Origin of the sequence: Novipirellula galeiformis (genome assembly GCF_007860095.1) — a bacterium.
Lineage (GTDB): Bacteria > Planctomycetota > Planctomycetia > Pirellulales > Pirellulaceae > Novipirellula > Novipirellula galeiformis.
On record NZ_SJPT01000004.1, the window covers coordinates 366,218 to 387,155 of the forward strand.

A 20,938-nucleotide genomic window follows, 5' to 3' on the forward strand; every position below is an offset into this window, starting at 1 on the left:
TTCAGGTGTCAGGGTGGGGGAGCGACAATCAAACCGAAGGTCGCAGAGTGATGACCGTAGCGCGGGGCTACGGTTTCAAAACGAGAGAGGACAAGGTTTCAGAGCGGGGCACTGCAAAAGCGCCCCGCCGCTAAATCCCATTCCCTAAGACCTCTCTTAAATCGGTCGCTTCTCAAGCTGCATGTTGAGTGCCAAGCCGCGGATCTCGTTGGTTAACACGTCGAAGCTTGCTGGCGTGCCCGCTTCCAACGTGTTTTCGCCCTTGACCATCGACTCGTAAATCTTGGTACGCCCTTCGACGTCGTCGCTCTTGACGGTCAACAACTCCTGCAAAATGTAGGCGGCACCGTAAGCTTCCAGTGCCCAAACTTCCATTTCTCCGAAACGTTGTCCACCGAAGCGAGCTTTACCACCAAGAGGTTGCTGGGTGATCAACGAGTACGGGCCAGTGCTTCGAGCGTGAACCTTGTCGTCGACAAGGTGATGCAACTTCAGCATGTAGATGTAACCGACCGTTGTCTCTTGCTCCATCGGCACGCCGGTGCGTCCATCGGTCAAACGAACCTTGCCGTGAGCAGGAAGCCCCGCTTCGGCAAGACACTTGTTAATGTCTTCTTCGCTGGCACCGTCGAACACAGGCGTCAAGGATTGGAACCCTAGCTTGGCTCCGGCCCATCCGAGGTGAGTTTCGAGAATTTGACCCACGTTCATACGACTTGGAACGCCCAGAGGATTCAACATGATTTGAATCGGAGTTCCGTCCGGCAAGAACGGCATATCCTCGATCGGCAAAATCTTGGCGATCACCCCTTTGTTACCGTGACGTCCGGCCATCTTGTCACCGACGCTGATCACTCGCTTGGTCGCAATGTAGATCTTGACCATCTGCAACACGCCGCTGCGAAGTTCGTCACCACGCTTCATGCTGTTCAACTTGCGATCGCGAACGTCGATTGCTTCCTCGACGTTGCCCCACTGTTGAGCGTGAACCGCTTCGACTTCCTTCTTTTTGGCGTCGTTCTTGACCTGATCCAAAATGTGATCCAAGCGGAACGAAGTCGCTCGCTCGGCAACAAACTTGGGATCTTGACCATCGGCCAAAGGAGTTCCGGTCGCATCCTTCAGCTTCACGCCAGCCGCTTCTTCCATCTCACGAACAAGCGCTTCGAAGGTGCTCGCGACTTCGGCATTGCCTTCACTCTCGACCATCTTCAATTCGGCCTCGAAGACCTTACGCTCGTCTTCGGACAAACTCATACGGCGCGAGAATTTCTGGGTATCAATTACGATCCCTTCAATCCCCGACGGCACTTCGAGCGAATCGTTTTTCACGTCTTCGCCCGCACGTCCAAAGATCGCGTGCAACAGTTTTTCTTCAGGCGTCAACTCGGTCTTGCTCTTCGGACTCACCTTGCCAACCAAGATATCGCCTGGTTTGACGTAAGTACCAACGTTGACAATTCCCGAGTCATCGAGATTGCGAAGCGCCTTTTCGGAGACGTTGGGAATATCGCGAGTGAACTCTTCGCGACCAAGCTTGGTTTCGCGAATTTCCACATCGAAATCTTCGATGTGAATCGAGGTGTAGGTGTCATTGCGAACCAACTCTTCGCTAATGATGATCGCGTCTTCGTAGTTGAACCCGTCGAACGACATAAAGCCGACCAAGACGTTACGCCCCAGTGCCAATTCGCCGTTACGCGTCGCAGCACCGTCAGCAATGATTTGATTTTGCTCGACCTTGTCGCCAATACTGACAATCGGCTTTTGATTCAAACAGGTACGTTCGTTTAGACCCTGGTATTTCTTTAGGTCGTAGTGATCGCTGCCAATTTCGATTCGCGTCGAATCGGCATAGGTGACCTTACCCGCACGACGTGCTCGCACGACCATCGCACTGTTGCGTGCGACTTCGCGTTCGACACCGGTGCCGACGATTGGTGGCTCGGCAACCAACAACGGAACCGCTTGCCGCTGCATGTTCGACCCCATCAACGCACGGTTCGCATCATCGTGCTCGAGGAACGGAATCAAACCGGCCGAAACACCCACCATCTGGCTCGGTGCAACGTCCATGTAATCGACTTGCTCAGGCTGAACGATCTCAAAGTCACTACGGAAACGAGCGATCATGTTCGGCCCCGAAACGAGCGCGCCATCGACGACCTCGGTATCCGCCGGAGCGACGTAAGATTCGCTTTCTTCGTCCGCTCGCAACCACACGACTTGATCGATCACCTTACCCTCTTTGATCAACCGATAAGGCGTGACCAAAAAGCCATAGCTGTCCACGCCCGCGTAAATCGCAAGCGAGCTAATCAGACCAATGTTCGTACCTTCAGGAGTTTCAATCGGGCAAATACGACCATAGTGGGAAATATGAACGTCACGAACCTCAAAGCCCGCACGTTTGCGGTTCAAACCACCGGGGCCCAATGCCGACAACCGACGCTCGTGCGCCAATTGACTTAGCGGGTTCGTCTGGTCGACCACCTGCGAAAGCTCACCACGACCGAAGAAGTAATCGATCGCCGCGGACACACTCTTAGGATTGATCAACGAACGCGGCGACATGTCCTGAGCATCCTTGATGCTCATCCGTTCTTGGACCGTTCGGCGTAGCTTCAAGAAACCCTTACGAAGTTCCTCACAAGCCAACTCATCAATGGTTCGCAAACGACGATTGCCGAGGTGGTCAATATCGTCAATCTCCGCACCACTATCGGGATCAAACAAGTTGATCAAGTACTTGACCGCCGAGATCATGTCGTCCGGACGCAGCGTCATGATGTCTTCATCGACGCCCAATTGAAGCTTGCGATTCAAGCGAAAACGCCCCACTTTACCCAAGCGGTAACGGTTTTCGTCAAAGAACTTCTCTTGGAACAAGGTGCGAGCCTTTTCCAACTGCGGCGGGTTACCGGGACGAAGGCGTTGATAGATACGCAGCAGCGCCTCTTCATGACTCGCGGTATTGTCCTCCATCAAGGTATTGAAGATCAACGGAATCTTGGGCGATTCCATGCAATCAACACTCTTAACGCCCGCAGTACAGATGATCTCGGCCACTTCCTTCGTGATCTTGTGACCGGCCTCGACGATGATCTCACCGGCACGATCCGAGTCGCTTGGATAGATCACATCGTCGACGGCAATTTTGCCTTCGATTTTCGCAGCACTCTTGCCGCCACTGATCTTGTACTCGGTTGTTTCGTAGAACGCCGCCAACAGATCCGCATCGGTGGAAAAACGAGGATCCATGGCGCGAAGCAACGTCGTCGCAGCAAACTTACCACTCTGGTCAATCCGTACTGTCAACGCGTCCTTCTTCGTCACGTTGACTTCGATCCACGAACCTCGCTCGGGAATCACGCGACAACTCGGCAACTTCCGATCCGTGGTCGTGTCCTGCTCAAGCACGAAATCCACCCCGGGACTACGATGCAATTGGCTAACGACCACACGCTCGGCACCGTTAATGATGAACTCACCACCGCCCATCATGATTGGCAAATCGCCGAGATAAACCTCTTCCTCGACAGGTTCCTCACGATTCAAACGCAACCAAATACGCAACGGCCGACCGTAGGTCAGACGCAATTGGCGACATTCCTGACTGGTATAGCGTGGCTTACCGAGTTCGTAGTACAGATAATCGAGCGTGATGTTGCCGTCATAACTGGAGATTGGAAAGATCTCACGCAACACGCCTTCCAACCCATCATCTTCTCGATTCAGAGGCTCACGGTCCTCTTGCAGAAAAGCCGCGTAAGACACGGTCTGCAGGGCGGTTAGGTCAGGCAGTTCAAAAGTGGAAAGTCCGGTTCCAAAGTGTCGAACGCTAGTAGGTTCGAGGCGACGCATGGTCGTAGTTGCCATCTTCGGTGAAAGCTCCTTAGGAGGCCAATATTTGGCGGGCGCGAGTGAGGTAGCAGAGGCGCTTTACAATCAAATCAAACGGTTCGGTTGCACTGCGCTAGCGATCGCTTCAAGAGCGAATGCCGGATTTACGACTACTGGAACAGTTACAAAAAGCGATTCGCTGGTGTGAATCAGTACGCTTAGCGCAAACCATCAGCCCGAGAAAATACCGAGGATGGACGAAGAGAATTCGCCGTTTTCGTGGGCCAACATTCCCAGAAAAGCGGTCAGACAGACGGATTTGGACGCGAAACGCAACGATTACACCTATGATCACCCTCAAACCCTAACAGATTGCTCAAATCCCGAAAAGGGGAAGTCGATCTTTTTGGCCCGAATAATGCTACGCACGCTAGAGCGTCGATCGATCAACCCGCACGATGCGCCTAAACCGTTTACTGGACTGAGGTTCGATCAATCTGCTGCGATGCGACACCACGGCCCGCCCCCTTGCTCGCGGGGCTACGCCCCTCCCGCTTCATGTGAAGGAAAGCGGTCAAGAAACGAACCAAAGAGATACGCCCGTCCACCACTCTTCAGGCACTCCTCCGCAGAGACAAAACGAGGCCCCGGCGTGAAACTCAACAACGCGAATCTCACCAAGCGGTGCCCCAAACGCTGCCCCCAATCGCTGCCCGAGGAACAACGTCGTCCGATGAAGCGGTGACCGAGCAAGCCGCGACCAACCGAGCGGCGGCCAGGACAGGATTTTCTTTGGGTTTTTTATTCGATCACCGAAAGTGGCGTGACTGCGACTAGGCCCCCGTTCTTTTCTCGCTAGACTCTTTCGCGTTAGGCTCAAACCCTTTTTCGTTTCCGTGACGCAAAACAAGAATCCAAACCGTGAACGTATCTGAGTTTCTCGAAAAGAATTTCCTTCATTTCAATGCTCGCGAAACCTTGAGCGCAGCGAAAAGCTATCGCAAATTCGTCGCCGCTGAAAACGGTGGGAAAATGATGGTGACGCTTGCGGGCGCGATGAGCACCGGCGAGTTGGGAGTTTCGCTGGCCGAGATGATTCGCCAGGACAAGGTCCACGCGATCACTTGCACGGCGGCGAATCTCGAAGAGGACATCTTCAACCTCGTCGCTCACGACGAATACCGAATCGTCGAAGATTGGCGGGCGCTGTCGGTCGAAGACGAGGTTCGTCTTCGCGACGAAGGTTTCAACCGGGTCACCGATACGTGCATCCCCGAGACCGTGATGCGGCATATCGAGCGCAAATTGCTGGTGCTTTGGCAAGATGCTGCGAACAAGAAAAAAATGAAGATGCCAGCCCAGTTCATGTTTGACCTGCTCGACGACGAAGAACTGGTCCAGCACTACCAAATCCCACGCGAAAACAGCTGGCTCGCCGCCGCCAAAGACGCCGGCATTCCCGTCATCGTGCCTGGGTTTGAAGACTCGACGCTCGGGAATATCTTCGCCGCTCGCGTGTTCGAAGGCAAAGTCGCCAACCACCAAGCGATTGCGTCGGGCACGATGCAGATGGAGAAACTGATTCGCTGGTACAAAGCAACCTCCGAGCACAGCCCGATTGGATTCTTTCAAATCGGAGGGGGTATCTCGGGTGACTTCCCGATTTGTGTGGTTCCTACGATGATCCAAGACCTTCAGCTTGACGTTCCCCTGTGGGCCTACTTCTGCCAAATCAGCGACGCCGTCACCAGCTATGGCGGCTACAGCGGCGCGGTCCCCAATGAAAAAATCACCTGGTGGAAACTCGAGCCCGAGGCACCGAAGTTCATGGTGCAAAGCGATGCCAGCATCGTCGCCCCCCTCGTCTTCGCCTACGTGATGGAGTGGTAGCGAGATCAGTCTGACGGGCGCTGAACCTTGATCGCTCGCCAAGCCAGTTGATCGCTCGGCGAGCCGCTGCGGCGAACAAACGCGGCATTTCTCTCGTTGCCGAAGTCTTCCCAGGCAACAAATCATCTCTAGAAATAGCGGCTGGCGTTCGATCGTCGGATCGCCACACGGCCGTCACGCCCGCAGCTATAATGCGGATACCCCTGGGTGACCACTGCGTCCGAGTCGGAGCGGCCCCCCGGGCAAGATTGCGAGAATTCGCTTGCGATCTCCTGGACCTTGTGAGCTTGCTCCAGACCAGACGCCACCTGCTTCGCCCCCCGCCAAAACACCCGCTTCTTCCCACATTGCCCCTTTCTTCCCCACATTGAAAGAGTCTTCATGAACACCCCCTCGCGTTTTTCTCGTCGGCGACTGCTCGCCGCTACCGCGGCTGGCACTGCCGTCCTAGCTGCTCCCCGATCGTTGTTTGCCGCTTCGCCCAATGACCGCATGAAGGTCGCGTTTGTTGGCGTCGGTGGTCGCGGAGGGTCGAACCTCGGGGCGATCGGGAAGAGTGGCGCCGTGGATGTCGTGGCGGTCTGTGATGTCGATTCACGATTCGTCGATCATGCAGCGACGACGCACTCCGGCGCAAGAAAGTTTTCCGATTTTCGTAAGATGTACGACGCCGTTGGCAACGACATCGATGCCGTCGTCGTCAGCACGACCGAGCACACGCATGCTTATGCGACGATGCCGGCGCTGCAACTGGGCAAACATGTCTATTGCGAAAAGCCACTCGCTTACAATGTTTACGAAACCCGCCGGATCGCCGAAGCCGCTGGCAAAGCGGGCGTCGTCACCCAGATGGGAACCCAAATTCACGCGACGAGCAATTACCGACGAGTGGTCGAATTGATTCAAAGCGGAGCGATCGGCGATGTCAGCGAAGCCCACGTCTGGGTTTCTCGCGCGTGGGGACACCAATCCGAAGCCGAGGCAACCAAGCACGGCGATCGCTTGTTCGTCGACAAACGCCCCAAGGAATCGATGACACCGCCGGCTCACCTCGACTGGGATCTGTGGCTTGGCCCCGCCCCGGAGCGACCGTTTCACGATGTCTATTTCCCCGGCCCCAACTGGTATCGATGGTGGGATTTTGGCAACGGAACGATGTCCGACCTGGGCTCACACTGGAACGACCTTCCGTTCTGGGCGTTAAAACTCGACGCCCCCAAGACCGTCGAGTCGTCAGGTCTTCCACCACATCCGGAAATTGCTCCAGCATCGATGACATCGGTTTACGAGTACGGCGCTCGCGGCGAACTGCCACCGGTGACGTTGACCTGGTACCAAGGCACCCACAAACCCGAGATCTGGAAACAAAAAGGAATCCCTCAATGGGGCAGCGCCGTTTTGTTTGTCGGCAGCAAAGGCATGCTGCTGTCAGATTACGGAAAACATGTCCTGTTACCAGAGTCCGATTTTGCCGACTTCAAACGCCCCGAACCCTTCATTGCCGATTCGCCCGGACATCACGAAGAGTGGATACGCGCGTGTCGCGGGGAAGGTACCACTGGCAGCCCGTTTGATACTTACGCTGGCCCCCTAACCGAAGCGAACCACCTCGGCAATGTCGCCTATCGCGTGGGCAAAAAGATCACCTGGGACGCCAAAGCAATGGAATGCGTCGGTTGCCCCGAGGCCGCTCCGTTTCTACGCCGCGAACCTCGAGCCGGCTGGTCACTCGGCTAACATGCCTTGCGAACTCGATTTGCGAACGTGCGGCGAAGATGCCCCATCATCTTCGCCGCAAACCGCCTCTACTGAAATGGATCAATGAATCTTCGGATTGATGCACAAAACCTAGCTGACGAACTGTCCCAAACGCAAACGCGGATCGTGTTTGCGGAAAGCTGTACTGCGGGACTCGTCTCCGCGACACTTGCCTCGGTGCCAGGGATCTCAAATTGGTTGTGCGGATCCGCCGTCGTCTATCGCGAAGAAACCAAAACGCAATGGTTAAGCGTCGCAGCGAGTATGATCGCCAAACATTCCGCGGTCAGTGCGGTCGTGACGATGGAGCTTGCCAAACGAGTTCTAGCGCAAACATCGGAAGCCAACTTGGCGGTTGCCGTGACGGGTCACCTGGGTCCTGACGCGCCTGCCGAACTCGATGGCACCGTTTACATCGGAGTGCTATGGCGTGGCCAACAAGTAGCCGATGCCGCGGTCAGAGCGGTTCGCTTGACTGCAACCGATCGAGTACAGCGACAACAGGAAGCCACGAGCGTCGTACTGTGCGATGCAACCCGAGCGCTGCAGATGAAAAGCTAACCTGTATTCATGCCGATCTGCAAACCATCGGGCGCAAAAATGCTGCGACCTCCGTCCACTGGCAAGCAGACACCCGTGATAAAGTCGTTTTCGCATAAGAACTCGACGGCGTGAGCAATGTTTTCCGGTGCTCCGACCTTCCCTACCAACGTGCTGCGCGCGATTTTGTCCCGCACGGCGTCGCTAACATCACGGGCGAGCAAAACGGGGCCTGGTTGGATGCAGTTCACGCGGACGCGGGGATTGCGGTGCCCGAGTTCGACCGCCAACGAGCGTGTCATAACCTCGATGGATCCTTTACTCGGAAAGTAGGCTGCGTGATCGAGATACGGTCGCACGGTGGCCCAATCGCCGATATTGACGATCGAACCGCCGGTGGGCTGCGCCACCATTTTTAGGCCCGCCGCACGTGCGCACAAGAATGAACCGAGCGCGTTGATTTCGAAATACCGCCGCACCTCGTCGGGCGTAATTTCTTCGAGCGGCGCAGGCTGCCAAATCGCCGCCGAATTCACCAACACATCGAGTCGCCCGAATCGAACGAGGGTCTCGTCGACAATGCGTTGGGCAACCTCGTCTTGTTCGAGTGCGCCGCAGGTCACAATGGCCTCACGCCCGAATTTCCGCTCGATTTCCTCGGCGACACTCGACGCTTGCTCGGTGCTCGTATTGGCGTGCAGTGCGATTCGGTAACCGCGTTCGGCCAACCAGATAGCGATGGTGCGTCCGACGCGAGGCGAACCGCTGCCTGTGATCAGGGCGACGGGATGCTCGCAGTCGAACGTTTGTTTCAAGGAAGGGGAATGATGAGATTGAGTCATGCTGTAATTAAGTGACAAAGTGGGTTTTCGCGGCCCGCAAGCTCCTCAAATGATCTCGGTCCAATAGTAAAAACGGATCCACTAAAGGACGCCATGATTCACCGCGTTGAGTGATCTGGGGCTCATCAATCGGGCCAAGCTTATCCGCGGCGAGGGCGAGGTAGGGGATGCGTTCGGGCAAGATATCCATGATCCGAGCCATCGTCGCGTCGACGGCGGCAAGGTTGGTTCCGAGCAAGATCAAGCCCATCGGTTTTCGGGTGCCCAAGATCGGGCCGTCCCCTTCCATGCAATCAATTCCATCGACAATCGTAATCGTGCGGCCGACCGACGAGTTGATGTCAAAAACGGTTTGCGGAATACCGTTGAAGTGCAACACGTTCTTTGGCCAACCATACTTGCAACCGGGAATCACGCCATACAGATTCTTCATCGCGCCGGTCATCCCCATCCAATGATGTGTTTTCATCTTGGGCATACTCACGACCAAGTCGGCTTCGATGACAGCGCGGGGAAAGTAGAATTGTTTCAACTTACTGGCACGTCCGGTATTTTCAACCGCCCGAATCTCTTGGTAATTGAGATCCGCAAACGAGAGCTTGGCATCGGCAAGTGCGTCCATCACGCCTGAGTCAAGCAACGCTTGCTCAGTATCGCGAACGTGCCCCGGGCCTTCCCCGACCGTGACCTCCGCATTCCAGCGACGAAAGACTTCCGCAGCCGCTTGGATCATCGCGGGGTGGGTGGTCATGTGAGGGGCGAGCCGCGAAGGCTCCACCAAATTGGGCTTAAGCAACACTCGTTTTCCCGCCACCGATTGCGGATCAAATTCACACGCGATCAAGCCATCATGAATGGTGCGGACAAGTTCACCATCGTACTTTTGATTGCGTGCGATAAATACGGAGTCACGCAATCGCGAGGAGCGTTTCCAATATGCCGCCCCCGCGACTCCGGCGGTCGCGACAGCTCCCGAAACGAGAAAGCCACGACGATCCGGCTTGGACGACGGCTCTGTGGGGTCATTGGCTTGGCTCATTCGTTCTCTCCATCCTTGGTTTGGACGTAATCAAAGGGAGGCAAGTCAAGCAACGGCGACTCACGAAACCGCGCCGCCAACATCAATTGATTTTGGCGATGAGGATTCTCGTCCGTGGTTTGCAAACGCTTGATGGCCGATCGCAATGGCCAATCAAACTCCAACTCAAACCCGCTCGGGCTATCCCAACCCGATGAAACTAGGGCGTGAATGGTCCATGCCAACGAGGTCGATGCCATCGGACGGTTCAATTCCGTTTGCAGATAACCAACGGTGTTGCTAAGACGCTGCGGTGATGGCTTGATTCGATGCAGGGCCACCACGCACATCGCGCTGGGCAACACATGCGGGCGAAGGGTTTGCCCCAGGATAAAGGTGTTCCCGTAATTTGCGCCGCCATCGGGCAATTGGCGATCCAGCAGCAACGCAGTCGCCTCCTGGACGCGAGGATGATCCACGTATCCGCAATGCCGCATCGCCAAGAGTGCCATCGCCGTCGGTTCGAGCCACGAGTGCGTCCCTAGCACCCAAGGCCACCCCACCAACTCGCTGTCATGGCCAATGATTTCATTTCTGGCGATTTTCTCGCCGCCGCAACGGAGTAAAAACGCCAGCCCTCGTTGGTAGGCATCCTGACACCAACCCTTTGCGACTTCGGGCCATTGCTTTTCAAAGAGACGCCACGCGATACAGGCCAACGAGGTAGGCCAAAACGGGCCCTTTTCGTCGAGCCACACCGCCACCGAGCCATCTTCAAGCTGGGCGTCGAGCAGTCGCCGACAAGCGACCGCCGCCGCATCCGCCCGATCATAGGCACACGCCGCATACGCCGCAAAAGCGACCGATTCCGCAGACGGCTGATCACCACGAACGTACCCCACGATCGGCTGAGCGTCCAATCGCTTGGTTTGCTGCTGGATCCATCGAGCCGTGGTCACTTCCATGTCGCTGCCATCTCGCTGCGGGGGGTGTTAAATTCCAGGAAGCCATTGCGGTGGATCAAAGTGCGAGCGCAAACCACCCGCGTGGTCCAATCCTACGAGGCTAGCGATAGCATGACAATACGAACGCACGAGAGTGACATTTTTGAGCAGGGGTCGCCCGCCTGGGATATCTCAGTGCGGAATCACAAGCGGCGCGGCCAAGCTCGCTAGCTTGGCTTGCGAACCGGGCTAGCGCTCCGTCCCGTCTAAGAATTGGGCTGGATGACGCGTCTACCCACACGGGGCCTAGCGACACGGGGCCTAGCGACACGGGGCCCTACCCACATGAGATCGCAGCCCGGCGTTTACAGGAACGGAGCCAACGGACCACCTCGCGCAGCGCGGGCGTCTACTTTGGCGGTGACCTGGGGATCCTCGATCAACGCAGGAGCGTGCCACGGTTTAACCCTGGCATCGATAATCAGCGGCCCCTCGCATCCCCAGTGCTTGTCGAGCGTCGAAGCTGCGACGCCCGAAACATCGAGCGCGGGATTGCTACGTGTGAACGTTGTCCATAGCCAATTGCGGAGCGACGCCGAGGCAAAAGGGCTGTCGTCGACCATCGTGATGATCATCACTCCGCGTAGCGAATCGCTGTCGTGCAAGCATTGGCTAAGTTCACTCGCGTCATCACGACTCGCTTCACTGCGATAGGGTGGCGATTGGATGGCAAGCACCCCGGGCATCACCACACGCGGTTGTGAGTAACCGGCGGGCAACGAGAAATCAGCGGGCAACTCGGTCGCTAGCTCTCGCTGGGGTTCGCCCGTTGCTGCAATCACGACCTTGGATCCGCGGTTCAGCCCGTGCCCGGTGTAGTCAAGCGTGTCAATGGTGGTCCGTGTCTGGAAGTGCAAATCACGCCGCCAATCAACCCGTTGGAGCATGTGTTGAAAAAAGGCTTCGATGTCGTGAATATCAAGCGAATTCGTGGGATCGTCGGTGATCCATAAATATTTGGCGAGGGAAAGTTGACCATTGCCCAAAATCGCATTGGCTTGCGTCAACAATTCCTGAGGCTCTTGGCGTTCCAGGAACGGCATGTAGCGTTCGCTTCCGATCGCAAGCAGCAAAGGATGCACTCCGGCGGCATCGGCGGCATGCACTGCATTGACTCCGGGAATCACCGTAGGGATTACCGGGTCGGTCAACTCATGAATCAATTGACCGAACGTGGTGTCTTCTTGCGGCGGCCGGCCCACGACCGTAAACGGCATGATCGCTCCATCGCGATGCCAAACATGTTCGACCTTCATCAGCGGAAACGGATGTTTCAAGCTATAGTACCCGAGATGGTCCCCAAAGGGTCCTTCCGTTTTGTTTTGGGAGGGATCGATGGTGCCGACGATGGCAAAGTCGGCATCGGCATAAAGCGGTGCATGATCACCCCGAATCATTGGAATGCGACGCCCGGCAAGCGCGCCGGCGAAGGTCAACTCGGTCAAACCTTCGGGCAGCGGCATCACGGCCGCCAACGTCATCGCGGGAGCCCCTCCGATCGTGATCGCGACACGCAACGGTTCACCACAATCGAGTGCGGCGCGATGATGAACGCCAATGCCGCGATGAATCTGGTAATGCAAACCGACTTCACGATCGGTGTCGTAATCGTTTCCGGACAATTGAATCCGATACATCCCCAAATTGGCCCGCATCAATTGGTTCGGGGCGTTGGGATCCGCACTCAACACTTGCGGCAACGTCACAAAGGCTCCGCCATCATCGGGCCAGCTTTTCAATTGCGGCAAATCCGACACGCCGCAGCGATTCTTCATTACCGGGCCTTTAGAAACCGAGCGTGGCAACGCATGCAGCGCGGTCCAAGGCACCCCGGCGTAACGAAACGGTCGGCGAGGGAACGCCCCCGGATCCAGTTTGAGTTCAATCAAGCGGCGGACCGCTTCGAGGGTGTCGCGAAACAGAAAGCGGGCTTGTTCAATCGAGCCAAACAAGTTGGATGCCATCGGGAAACGCGAACCCACGACGTTGGAAAACAGAATCCCGGGGCCTCCACGCGCGTACACACGCCGTTGAATTTCGGCCATCTCCAGATGGGGATCGACTGGATCGGTGACCTCAATCAATCGCCCATCGCGGCGCAAATCCTCCACAACGTCTTTCGTACTACGATGTTTCACTATCAGCTTTCAGAGGGAACAAGAGGGGGGCTGAAGATGCGGTGGCAAACAAAGTGCAGGCAAAACGCCCAGCTAGGATAACCGGCGAGATAGCTTTAGACTAACCCCGCTGGGTCGCCTCCCCACGGTGACGATCAACGCTGTCGACACTCGGAGGGTGTCGACCTCCACTTGCCTTCAAAACCCCAGAAATTCGATGCTCGAGAGTCTTCCTTTTCCGTCCCCTCAAGTCAACCTACAGCAAGACGCATCCGATGCGTCAACGGACATTTTGATCGTTGGCATCTCCGCAAAGCAAGCTCAATCGCCTTCACTGGCTCGGCTTAATGAAATGGGAGGCGGCTGGATCGACCGCTTGGTGCAACGGGGTGCGATTTCGTGCAAGCGTGGCAAGGTCAATAAACTGGTCCCCGCAACGCCCGATGCTCCCCCCATCGTGCTATTGATCGGACTCGGAGACGACGCTCACGCTAATCGTGTCGACGCCTTTGAGATTGCTGCGATTGCAATGCGTGCCATCAACAATCGGGCACATGCCCGTGTCGACATTGCGCTCGGAGAAAGTTTTGATCCTGCGACACATGATGCGATGGTGGCCGGTGCACTCAACGCGTGTGAAAATTTGGCGATTTACCATTCCGCCCCAAGTGTGCACGTTCCCGAGTCGCTGTATTTTTCCGGGATCGGGCAAGACGCGATCGATCGCGGCCAGATTCTAGGTCAAGCGATGATGCAAACCCGACGGCTCGTTAACGAACCGGCCGGCGTGATGTATCCCGAATCGTTTGCCGAGCAAGCGAGCGAAATTGCAAGCGAGACAGGGCTGAGCATCGAAGTCTGGGATGAGCAAAAGCTCGCATCGGAAGGCTGCCGCGCCATTTTAGCCGTGGGCGCGGGATCGGCTCGCCCCCCTCGACTTGTGATACTTCGTCATCAAGGGGGCGGTGATGAAGCCCCAATTGCGTTGGTGGGCAAAGGAGTGACGTTTGACAGTGGCGGTTTATCGATCAAGCCGAGTGACGGCATGGTCGACATGAAATGCGACATGGCGGGTGCGGCAACCGTGCTAGGCGTGATGCAGGCAATCGCACGCCTCGGACTCAAACGCAACGTCATCGGCATTTGCGGGCTAGCCGAAAATATGATTAGCGGCACCAGCTACAAACTTGGCGATGTGATCAAAACTCGCAACGGAAAAACGGTTGAGATTCTTAACACCGATGCCGAAGGCCGCGTGGTGTTAGCGGATAGCTTGGATGTTGCGGTCCAACACCAACCCTCTCACATCGTGGACTTGGCGACCTTAACCGGCGCCTGCATGGTCGCCCTGGGCAACGAGGTTGCCGGGTTCATGACCAACAACCAACCGCTTTGCGATGCCGTCACAAAATCGGCACAAACCGAAGGCGAACCAGTTTGGCAATTGCCCATGTTTGAACTTTACAACGACAAGGTCAAAAGCAAAGTCGCCGATATCAAGAATGTCGGCGAAGGCCGTTGGGGAGGCGCGATTACCGCAGCGAAATTCCTTGAGAATTTTGTAGGCGAGACTCCTTGGTTGCACATTGACATCGCCGGCCCTGCGTTTGGGGATGCTCCCAAACCTCATCGCGACGCCGGTGCCTCTGGGGTCATGGTGCGCACGCTGCTGAATTGGATCGAGTCGCCGCACTCTTGATCCGGCTACGGCACACACGAGCGGAACCGCACACGGGCTAACTGAAACCGCACACGGGCTAACACTCTGTGCGGCAGCTCCGCCGGCCCCGATTCGTATCCAAACGAATCGGGCGTTACGATTTCGCGGTGCCGGGCCAGAACTTCTTCCATTTATTGGTCGCTGGCTTCTCAGAGGATTTTTTTTCCTCCGATACGGCGGGAGTCTTGTCAACGAGTTTTGCTGCAAGCTCACGAATCGACTCGGTGATGGCCGCCTTCGGAGCTTGGGTGATCAAGGGCACGCCGTTGTTACGAACTTCGACCATCGTGCGATAATCATTCGGAAGCAACGCAAAGATATCTCGGCCGAGAGTCTCCTTGGCCTTCTTCAAACTGATTTGCCCGGAGTCTAATCCGGCGCGATTGACCACAATCTCAACCTTGTCCTGCAAATTATCCATCTCTTCGAAACTCATCATCAAGCGGACCACGTTTCGTAGACATGGCAAATCAAGCTGGGTGACGAGGACGATGCGTGAGGCACACTGCATCGCGGCCAAATCCACTTGGCTGTACGTTTTTGATAGATCGAGAACCAGATGCGTAAACGACGCTTTCAGCAAACCGATCACCTTGCGGATACTCTCGCCGTTGATCGATTCGGTGTCATGAAGTTCGACCGGACGCGGCAACAAGTACAATCCGCTGGTATGTTTAGTCAACGAGCGCTTGAGCAATTGAATGTCCAAGCGAGCAATATTCTGGACCACGTCCGCGAGCGTGTAGTCGGGGATTGAATCCAAAAACACATCCGCATCGCCGAGCGCCAAGTCAAGGTCGACCAGCGCGACGCTGTTCTGAGGTTCGGCCGCCAAAACGCATCCTAGGTTGACTGCGGTGCTTGTCGTCCCCACACCTCCGGTCGCCCCTGCCACAGCGAAGACCTCACACGGACGACTGCCCCCTTCGTTGCTGCCGAACTTCAGTTGACTGACGCGATCCAACGTGCTGGTGAGTTCTTCTTTGGTCAACGGCAGCGTCAAAAACTCTTTGGCTCCCGCGCGAATCGTGCGCAAGATGACGTGCCCATTGGTATCTTCGCTCACGGCTAACATCATCGTCTCGGGCGCCGAAACCGCCAGACGCTGGATCAGCTCGATCGCTTTGTCTGGATTGCTATCCAGCGCAATGACGCCAACGTCTGGAATGGTCTGCTCCACGACATCGGGAAAGAACTCATAGCGTGAGCAATCGGCTTCCAACCAGACCGTGTCCATCCCCACCAACATCCCTTTGAGCACATCTCGCGAGGTGTCATTGGGGTCAACGAGGGCAATCCTTAGAACATTACTCATAACGATCTATCCACTGACATTCATTCAGAACGAATTTTTCTTGGGGCAACCGAAGGGTCACCCACTCCACTTGAGCGCCGGCCGACAGTGACCGTCGCCTCGGCTGCGAACTAGTTTTGAGGCGCAACCACCGTCACACCATCCCCGATCACCGTTGGGTAGTCCCCGGGAACAACCGAACCTTCGGGCAACGCGGGCCCCCGCAAAATCTCTTGATCAAACCGGTTCCCGTTTCCCCCGTGGTATGTGGGGCCGAACGCAGCGTTGCCCCCGAAACCTCGACCATCGATAAAGCCCTCCGCTCCCGGCTCACAATGGTCCCCCTTCAAATTGGGAACTTCGAGGAAGCCTTTGAAGTACAGTTCACAATCATTAGGCGAATCGGAATTCAAACCTGGTCCACCGCGGGGAGCTTCGTGAGGATCGACCGCTGCGACAACTTCAGGCGTCACCGTCACCAACAATTCAATATCGTTTCGGCGTTCTTCGACGCGACGAAAGAACGTGCCGATGTAAGGCAGCTCACCGAAGAAGGGAGTTGCACGGCGGGTCGATTCGGTACGTGTCTGCAACAAGCCCGCCAACGCAAACGTTTGTCCGGCTTGGAGCTCGACCGCAGTTTCCACGTAACGATGGGTGAACGCGAACACGCGAGTCGATTCGTTGATGATCGAACGCGCCGGATCCACTTCACTCACTTCGGGGCGGACTTCCAATCGAATGCGACCGGGGCCGACGACGAAGGGTAAGAAGTCGACGGAGGTTCCGTACTCTTCATATTGCACCGACACGGCACCGTTGCCCGAGGGGACAATGTAAGGCACCTTGCCGCCGACGATGAAACGAGCCGGTCGTCCATGGGTTGCCACCACGGTCGGTTCGGCCAGCAATTTGACCAAATCGTCCTGGCGAAGCGCTTTGACTAAGGCACTGAAATCCCCCGTCAACACACTTGCGTTGGCTTGCCCAGAGACCTGCTGGACTCCTGACACGGTGCTCGTCGATGCATTGAGCAACCCGCCCGGAGCATTGATGAATAAGTTGCCTGAATTGAGCAACGCCAAATCAATGCCCAGATCACGGAACTTGGTACGCGAAATCTCCATGATCTTGGTATGCAACAGCACTTGTTGCACGCCGACCACTTTGATGTTGTTCACGACCGTCGAATAGAATTGTTCGACAATCGCGACGGCGCGATCCACATCATCCACGCTGGTGACCGTTCCCGAAATGATCGCGTTCTCGTTGATCGGGATCACTTTGAGCGACGCGAACGGTAACTGCGAACTCAAAATCCCTTCGACTTCGCGTGCATCCGCGATCACGGTCACGTCGACGGTGTAGAGTTTGTCATTGGTATCCCACAGATTAAGCTGGGTCGAGCCGGGAATCTTCGCAAAAATTTGAATTTGATTTTGCGAAACCGGTGTCGCCCCAATGACTTCCTCATTGTGCACTTGGAACTTGGGGATGCGATCTTCCAAGGTCAAAATGCGACTGCTTTTGACCAGCATCTCGAACCGTTCGACAGTTTGAGAAACACTATGACTCGCCGTCGATTGATTCGACGTCAACCGCACCGGACTTTCTGCCTTGGCCGCAGTCATGGGAGCAGTAAACACAAGACCGATTAGCAGCATCAGAGATGCAGTGGACTTGGTTGTCCGGCAGTTCATTTTCATCGCGAAAGCATCCTTGCGAAGGCCTGGTGATTGGCGAAGCCCACTATGATTTGTGGCAAGCGTCCGTGCTTTGGGCAATCAAGCCAGGCAGTATTGAGTAACAATTTCTTGAGTAAAGAAGTTTTCTAGCAAACGCAAAAGTCAATGTTACTTTAAGGGTGCACTCGCACTCTGTCCGCACCATTTCCCTCAATCATAGTTTTAGTATCCGGAGGACGGCGTCGTACGCTCTTCGTTAGGTTCGAAGAATGGACTGTCCGCTCCGTTCAAGTGACTGTAGTCTCCAGGTGAGACGGTCGATCGCTTCCCAGCAGCACCTTCATCGCTCTGAGTCGCAGTCGCTGAGCTCGTCGATTCGGCGTCCGTGGATTCACCCGCGACGCCTCCAGTTGCCCCCGAGTCACTCATGACCACGGGAACGGAATTGGGAGCGATCCAGTACTCAATCATGCGTCCTTCGACCATCTTGAGCATCTTGAATCCCTCTTTGGGTTTCTTGGGGGCCGCCACCGCGACAGGAGTCGATGTGGGGACGACCGGTTCCACTTTTTCCTCGCGGCGTCGATCCTGGGCCGCTTGGTGATCCGCCAGCCACTTCAAAAAGTCCTTACCCGCTTTGCTGGGGCCACCCTCGGACGAAGGTTCCTCGTAGTCACCAGGATTCCCTAGGCTGAGACGAATTTTCCCCAGCTCGTTGGCGTAGGTCCATGCATCCACGTCTTCACTGCGGATCGCCAATTGGATCGTCCGTGCGGTCGTTGGCTTGGCATCGTCTTCCTGACGATCGGTGTTTCCATCAATCGCAAAGATTCGCACCCCACTTAGAACCGTTTTGGTCATCGTGCGTGGAATCAATTCGCTCTTCGTGAAAAATGCCATCACGTTGACACGGTCGCCCGGTTGAACCAGGTTGGAAATGCTGTTTTCGGCGTCCGCTCGCATGGCGACAACGCTGTACCCTTTGGGTGCGGTCGCCGTGTTCGTGTCCATCAACTTGACTGGCATCACCGGTTCGCCAGCATAGAACTTCTGCCTGGCGTACTTGCCGTCAAGTAAGGCAAGGTCTCCGACTGCCCCCTCCGGAATGCGATCGGCGGGCCAAGGCTCAAGCCGAATCATCTCGGCGGTCACTTGCTCACCGATGTCAATCGCTTTCGCTGCCACAAAGATATCAAACTTGGGGGCCGCTTCGCCCGTCGTTCCGCGAGCCTGCATCCATTGGCTAATACCAACGGCTGCAATGGTTCCGCAAACGCAAGCTAATAGCAGAATTAATGATTTGTTTCGCATGGCTAATCAGACGTGCCTGAATAGGAGCAGTCGTTTGTCAGAACGCTTGTAGAATGTCGAATCCGGCTTAGCCCGTATGTTCCGACTCACATGGTTTTTCGGTTCGGCAAGTGCGATCGCTGCAACCCATACCATAAGGCTACTACGACTGCCGCAACCGCTAAAGTCAACGCAGATTGCCAAAGCTACAATCTCCGCCTTCTGATCGATTAAAAACGCAAAGGAAGGGAGTGCGAGTGGCACTCCCTTCCTTTGGTGATCAATTTGCTTAGACCAACAATCCGGCGATCGCAAAGTAAGCGATCGAGCCAATGGCCATGGGGATGCCGTAAGGCAACAGTTTCATCGTCGGTTTTCGCTCCCGAGCGATCGCGGCCAACTTGGAGGGTTGCCGCACGGTCTTCCATTCTTCGAGAATTTGACGTGCCATCGCGTAGTGCTTGAACCAATTACCGCTTGCCACAATCATGATCGCGGCCATGACGCCTCCGACGATTGCGGTATAGGCAAAGGCCCACAATGTGATGACGGTCCCCAGCCAAGCTCCGACACCCGCGAGCAGTTTGACGTCACCGGCTCCCATGCCGCCGACGTTGCGGAGTACGAGTAGCAGCATCATGCCGACGAACGTTCCCAGCAAGCTAAAGCTCAATCCAGCGAAGCCATCGGAGATCGCCCAATAGCCCCAACCGCAGAGGATAAAGGGAAAGGTCAACCAGTTTGGCACCTTCAAGATGGCACCGTCGATGACCGCCGCAACAATAAGCACAATCGTGACGAACCAGACGATCCAGTGGTCGACGACCGAGTGAAACAATGTATCCATGTGTCTATCCCCGAGATTGATTTTGTAAGTGAGCGTTTGTCGTTCGCCTGATCGAGAGCAGTGAGTGCGGGTCGCCCGCTAGCAGCCCTTGGCGGCGAAGCCATTGTTTCGTTAGCGAGGGCCAATCAACCAGCTAAACATCGCGAACAGAAGCGTGACGAGACAGCAGGAAAGCTGCCATGCGTACGCAGCCGCATCAGCGGGAATCAGTGGGTAATTCATAGGTGATGGTGCCTCCCGAGTACGTCGGGTAGCGAACGAAAAAAGGGTGTGGGCGTAGACTGAGAAGAGGCATGGCCCTGGAAGTCGTTACGAATTCGATTCGCAACGGGATGCATTTCAACACGCAAAAATTCGCGCAGCCGACACAGACCGTTTGATGCGATCTGTGTCGGAGCCTGCGACGAATTTTATATTCATCCGAACGACGTCGGATGCGGATGACTAGGATCCACCGCCACCGGAGATGGCCTTGCCGACCGCGTCGAACTTGGTGTTCGCAGCGGTTCCGATCGAACCAACCGAAACCAAGCAAACGACGATGATCAAAGCCAACATTACAGCGTATTCAACTGCGGTTGGTCCATCTTCTTCTTTCAGGAAGTTTACGATACTGGTAGCGAAATTCTTCATGTCTCTCTCCTCGCGAGTGAGATGTGAACCACCACGAAAGGGTGACTCACGACGATGCCTAAAATACGAACGCATTCGACGTGAATGACGTCCAAAGAAAAGGGCAGCCTCGTCTCCGACTTTCGTCTGACGCGCCTTGGTGCATTGATGCCAAGAGACAAGCTCGGGACATCAATTTTCCGTGGCAACTTGGCTATCCTGAAGCAACACTTCGATCGGCAACCGATCTTCAATGTCACTCACGGACCCGTGGTTTTGCGCCCCGCCTTCTCAGGAGGTTTGCCTTTATCACGGAGCAAGGCCGACCAGTTCGGATGACTTGCACACACATGCAAGCCGTCGTCCTGGCAGCGAATCAAAGTTTGATTCGCTCACTCTTACACTAAGAAACTACGACACGTTTCGCGTCAGTCAAAAAACGGCGATCACCAAAACCCTAACGATTGCATAAAAATGC

The 20,938-nt window shown here is 55.8% G+C and carries 14 protein-coding genes and 1 riboswitch; of the genes, 4 read left to right on the plus strand and 10 right to left on the minus strand.

Annotation, left to right across the window (positions count from 1 at the left end; all coding sequences use genetic code 11):
* Positions 1 to 156 precede the first annotated feature (156 nt).
* The gene (gene rpoB, locus Pla52o_RS12295; protein WP_146594912.1) at positions 157 to 3,879 is read right to left on the minus strand and encodes a DNA-directed RNA polymerase subunit beta; all 3,723 of its coding nucleotides are present in this window, start codon (positions 3,877 to 3,879) and stop codon (positions 157 to 159) included.
* 885 nt (positions 3,880 to 4,764) lie between these two features.
* On the opposite strand from rpoB, the gene Pla52o_RS12300 reads away from it, so the two are divergent.
* The 3 genes from Pla52o_RS12300 to Pla52o_RS12310 all read left to right on the plus strand — a co-directional run bounded on the left by Pla52o_RS12300 (position 4,765) and on the right by Pla52o_RS12310 (position 8,052).
* Positions 4,765 to 5,733 carry a deoxyhypusine synthase family protein gene (locus Pla52o_RS12300; RefSeq protein WP_146594913.1) on the plus strand — a complete coding sequence of 323 codons (969 nt, stop codon included), beginning with the start codon at positions 4,765 to 4,767 and terminating at the stop codon, positions 5,731 to 5,733.
* Between the two features lie 381 nt (positions 5,734 to 6,114).
* Positions 6,115 to 7,470 (plus strand): Gfo/Idh/MocA family protein, encoded by a 1,356-nt coding sequence (locus Pla52o_RS12305; protein ID WP_146594914.1) that lies wholly within the window; start codon positions 6,115 to 6,117, stop codon positions 7,468 to 7,470.
* Between the two features lie 84 nt (positions 7,471 to 7,554).
* Entirely contained in the window at positions 7,555 to 8,052 is a 498-nt protein-coding gene (locus Pla52o_RS12310; RefSeq protein ID WP_146594915.1) for a CinA family protein, read from the plus strand.
* Here the strand turns inward: Pla52o_RS12310 and Pla52o_RS12315 are convergent.
* The 4 genes from Pla52o_RS12315 to Pla52o_RS12330 form a co-directional block, all read right to left on the minus strand.
* Positions 8,049 to 8,873 carry an SDR family NAD(P)-dependent oxidoreductase gene (locus tag Pla52o_RS12315; protein ID WP_146594916.1) on the minus strand — a complete coding sequence of 275 codons (825 nt, stop codon included), beginning with the start codon at positions 8,871 to 8,873 and terminating at the stop codon, positions 8,049 to 8,051. The two genes, Pla52o_RS12310 and Pla52o_RS12315, sit on opposite strands and share 4 nt — an antisense overlap.
* A gap of 7 nt (positions 8,874 to 8,880) precedes the next feature.
* Complete coding sequence (locus tag Pla52o_RS12320) at positions 8,881 to 9,912, minus strand: DUF362 domain-containing protein (protein WP_146594917.1); 1,032 nt, start codon at positions 9,910 to 9,912, stop codon at positions 8,881 to 8,883.
* Positions 9,909 to 10,856, minus strand: coding sequence for a hypothetical protein (locus Pla52o_RS12325; RefSeq protein ID WP_146594918.1), 948 nt, complete (start codon positions 10,854 to 10,856; stop codon positions 9,909 to 9,911). Before Pla52o_RS12325 ends, Pla52o_RS12320 begins: the two co-directional genes overlap by 4 nt.
* Positions 10,857 to 11,200: 344 nt before the next feature.
* On the minus strand, positions 11,201 to 13,033 hold the full coding sequence (locus Pla52o_RS12330) for a UbiD family decarboxylase (RefSeq protein ID WP_197169200.1): 1,833 nt from the start codon (positions 13,031 to 13,033) through the stop codon (positions 11,201 to 11,203).
* Between the two features lie 196 nt (positions 13,034 to 13,229).
* Here Pla52o_RS12330 and Pla52o_RS12335 point away from each other — a divergent pair, with 196 nt between their 5' ends.
* A complete protein-coding gene (locus Pla52o_RS12335) occupies positions 13,230 to 14,711 on the plus strand; it encodes a leucyl aminopeptidase (protein WP_146594919.1) in 1,482 nt (493 codons plus the stop codon).
* 115 nt (positions 14,712 to 14,826) lie between these two features.
* On the opposite strand, the gene Pla52o_RS12340 is transcribed toward Pla52o_RS12335, so the two are convergent.
* The 5 genes from Pla52o_RS12340 to Pla52o_RS12360 all read right to left on the minus strand — a co-directional run bounded on the left by Pla52o_RS12340 (position 14,827) and on the right by Pla52o_RS12360 (position 20,481).
* Positions 14,827 to 16,047 carry a nucleotide-binding protein gene (locus Pla52o_RS12340; RefSeq protein ID WP_146594920.1) on the minus strand — a complete coding sequence of 407 codons (1,221 nt, stop codon included), beginning with the start codon at positions 16,045 to 16,047 and terminating at the stop codon, positions 14,827 to 14,829.
* 110 nt (positions 16,048 to 16,157) lie between these two features.
* Positions 16,158 to 17,732 (minus strand): type II and III secretion system protein family protein, encoded by a 1,575-nt coding sequence (locus Pla52o_RS12345; protein ID WP_146594921.1) that lies wholly within the window; start codon positions 17,730 to 17,732, stop codon positions 16,158 to 16,160.
* Positions 17,733 to 17,933: 201 nt separating this feature from the next.
* A complete protein-coding gene (gene cpaB, locus Pla52o_RS12350) occupies positions 17,934 to 19,022 on the minus strand; it encodes a Flp pilus assembly protein CpaB (protein ID WP_146594922.1) in 1,089 nt (362 codons plus the stop codon).
* Positions 19,023 to 19,290: 268 nt separating this feature from the next.
* Positions 19,291 to 19,848: an A24 family peptidase gene (locus tag Pla52o_RS12355; protein ID WP_146594923.1), complete on the minus strand. Its 558-nt coding sequence runs from the start codon at positions 19,846 to 19,848 to the stop codon at positions 19,291 to 19,293.
* 444 nt (positions 19,849 to 20,292) lie between these two features.
* Positions 20,293 to 20,481 carry a Flp family type IVb pilin gene (locus tag Pla52o_RS12360; protein WP_040771246.1) on the minus strand — a complete coding sequence of 63 codons (189 nt, stop codon included), beginning with the start codon at positions 20,479 to 20,481 and terminating at the stop codon, positions 20,293 to 20,295.
* A 180-nt stretch (positions 20,482 to 20,661) separates the two neighbouring features.
* A riboswitch (cyclic di-GMP riboswitch) is annotated at positions 20,662 to 20,775 on the minus strand.
* Positions 20,776 to 20,938 lie beyond the last annotated feature (163 nt).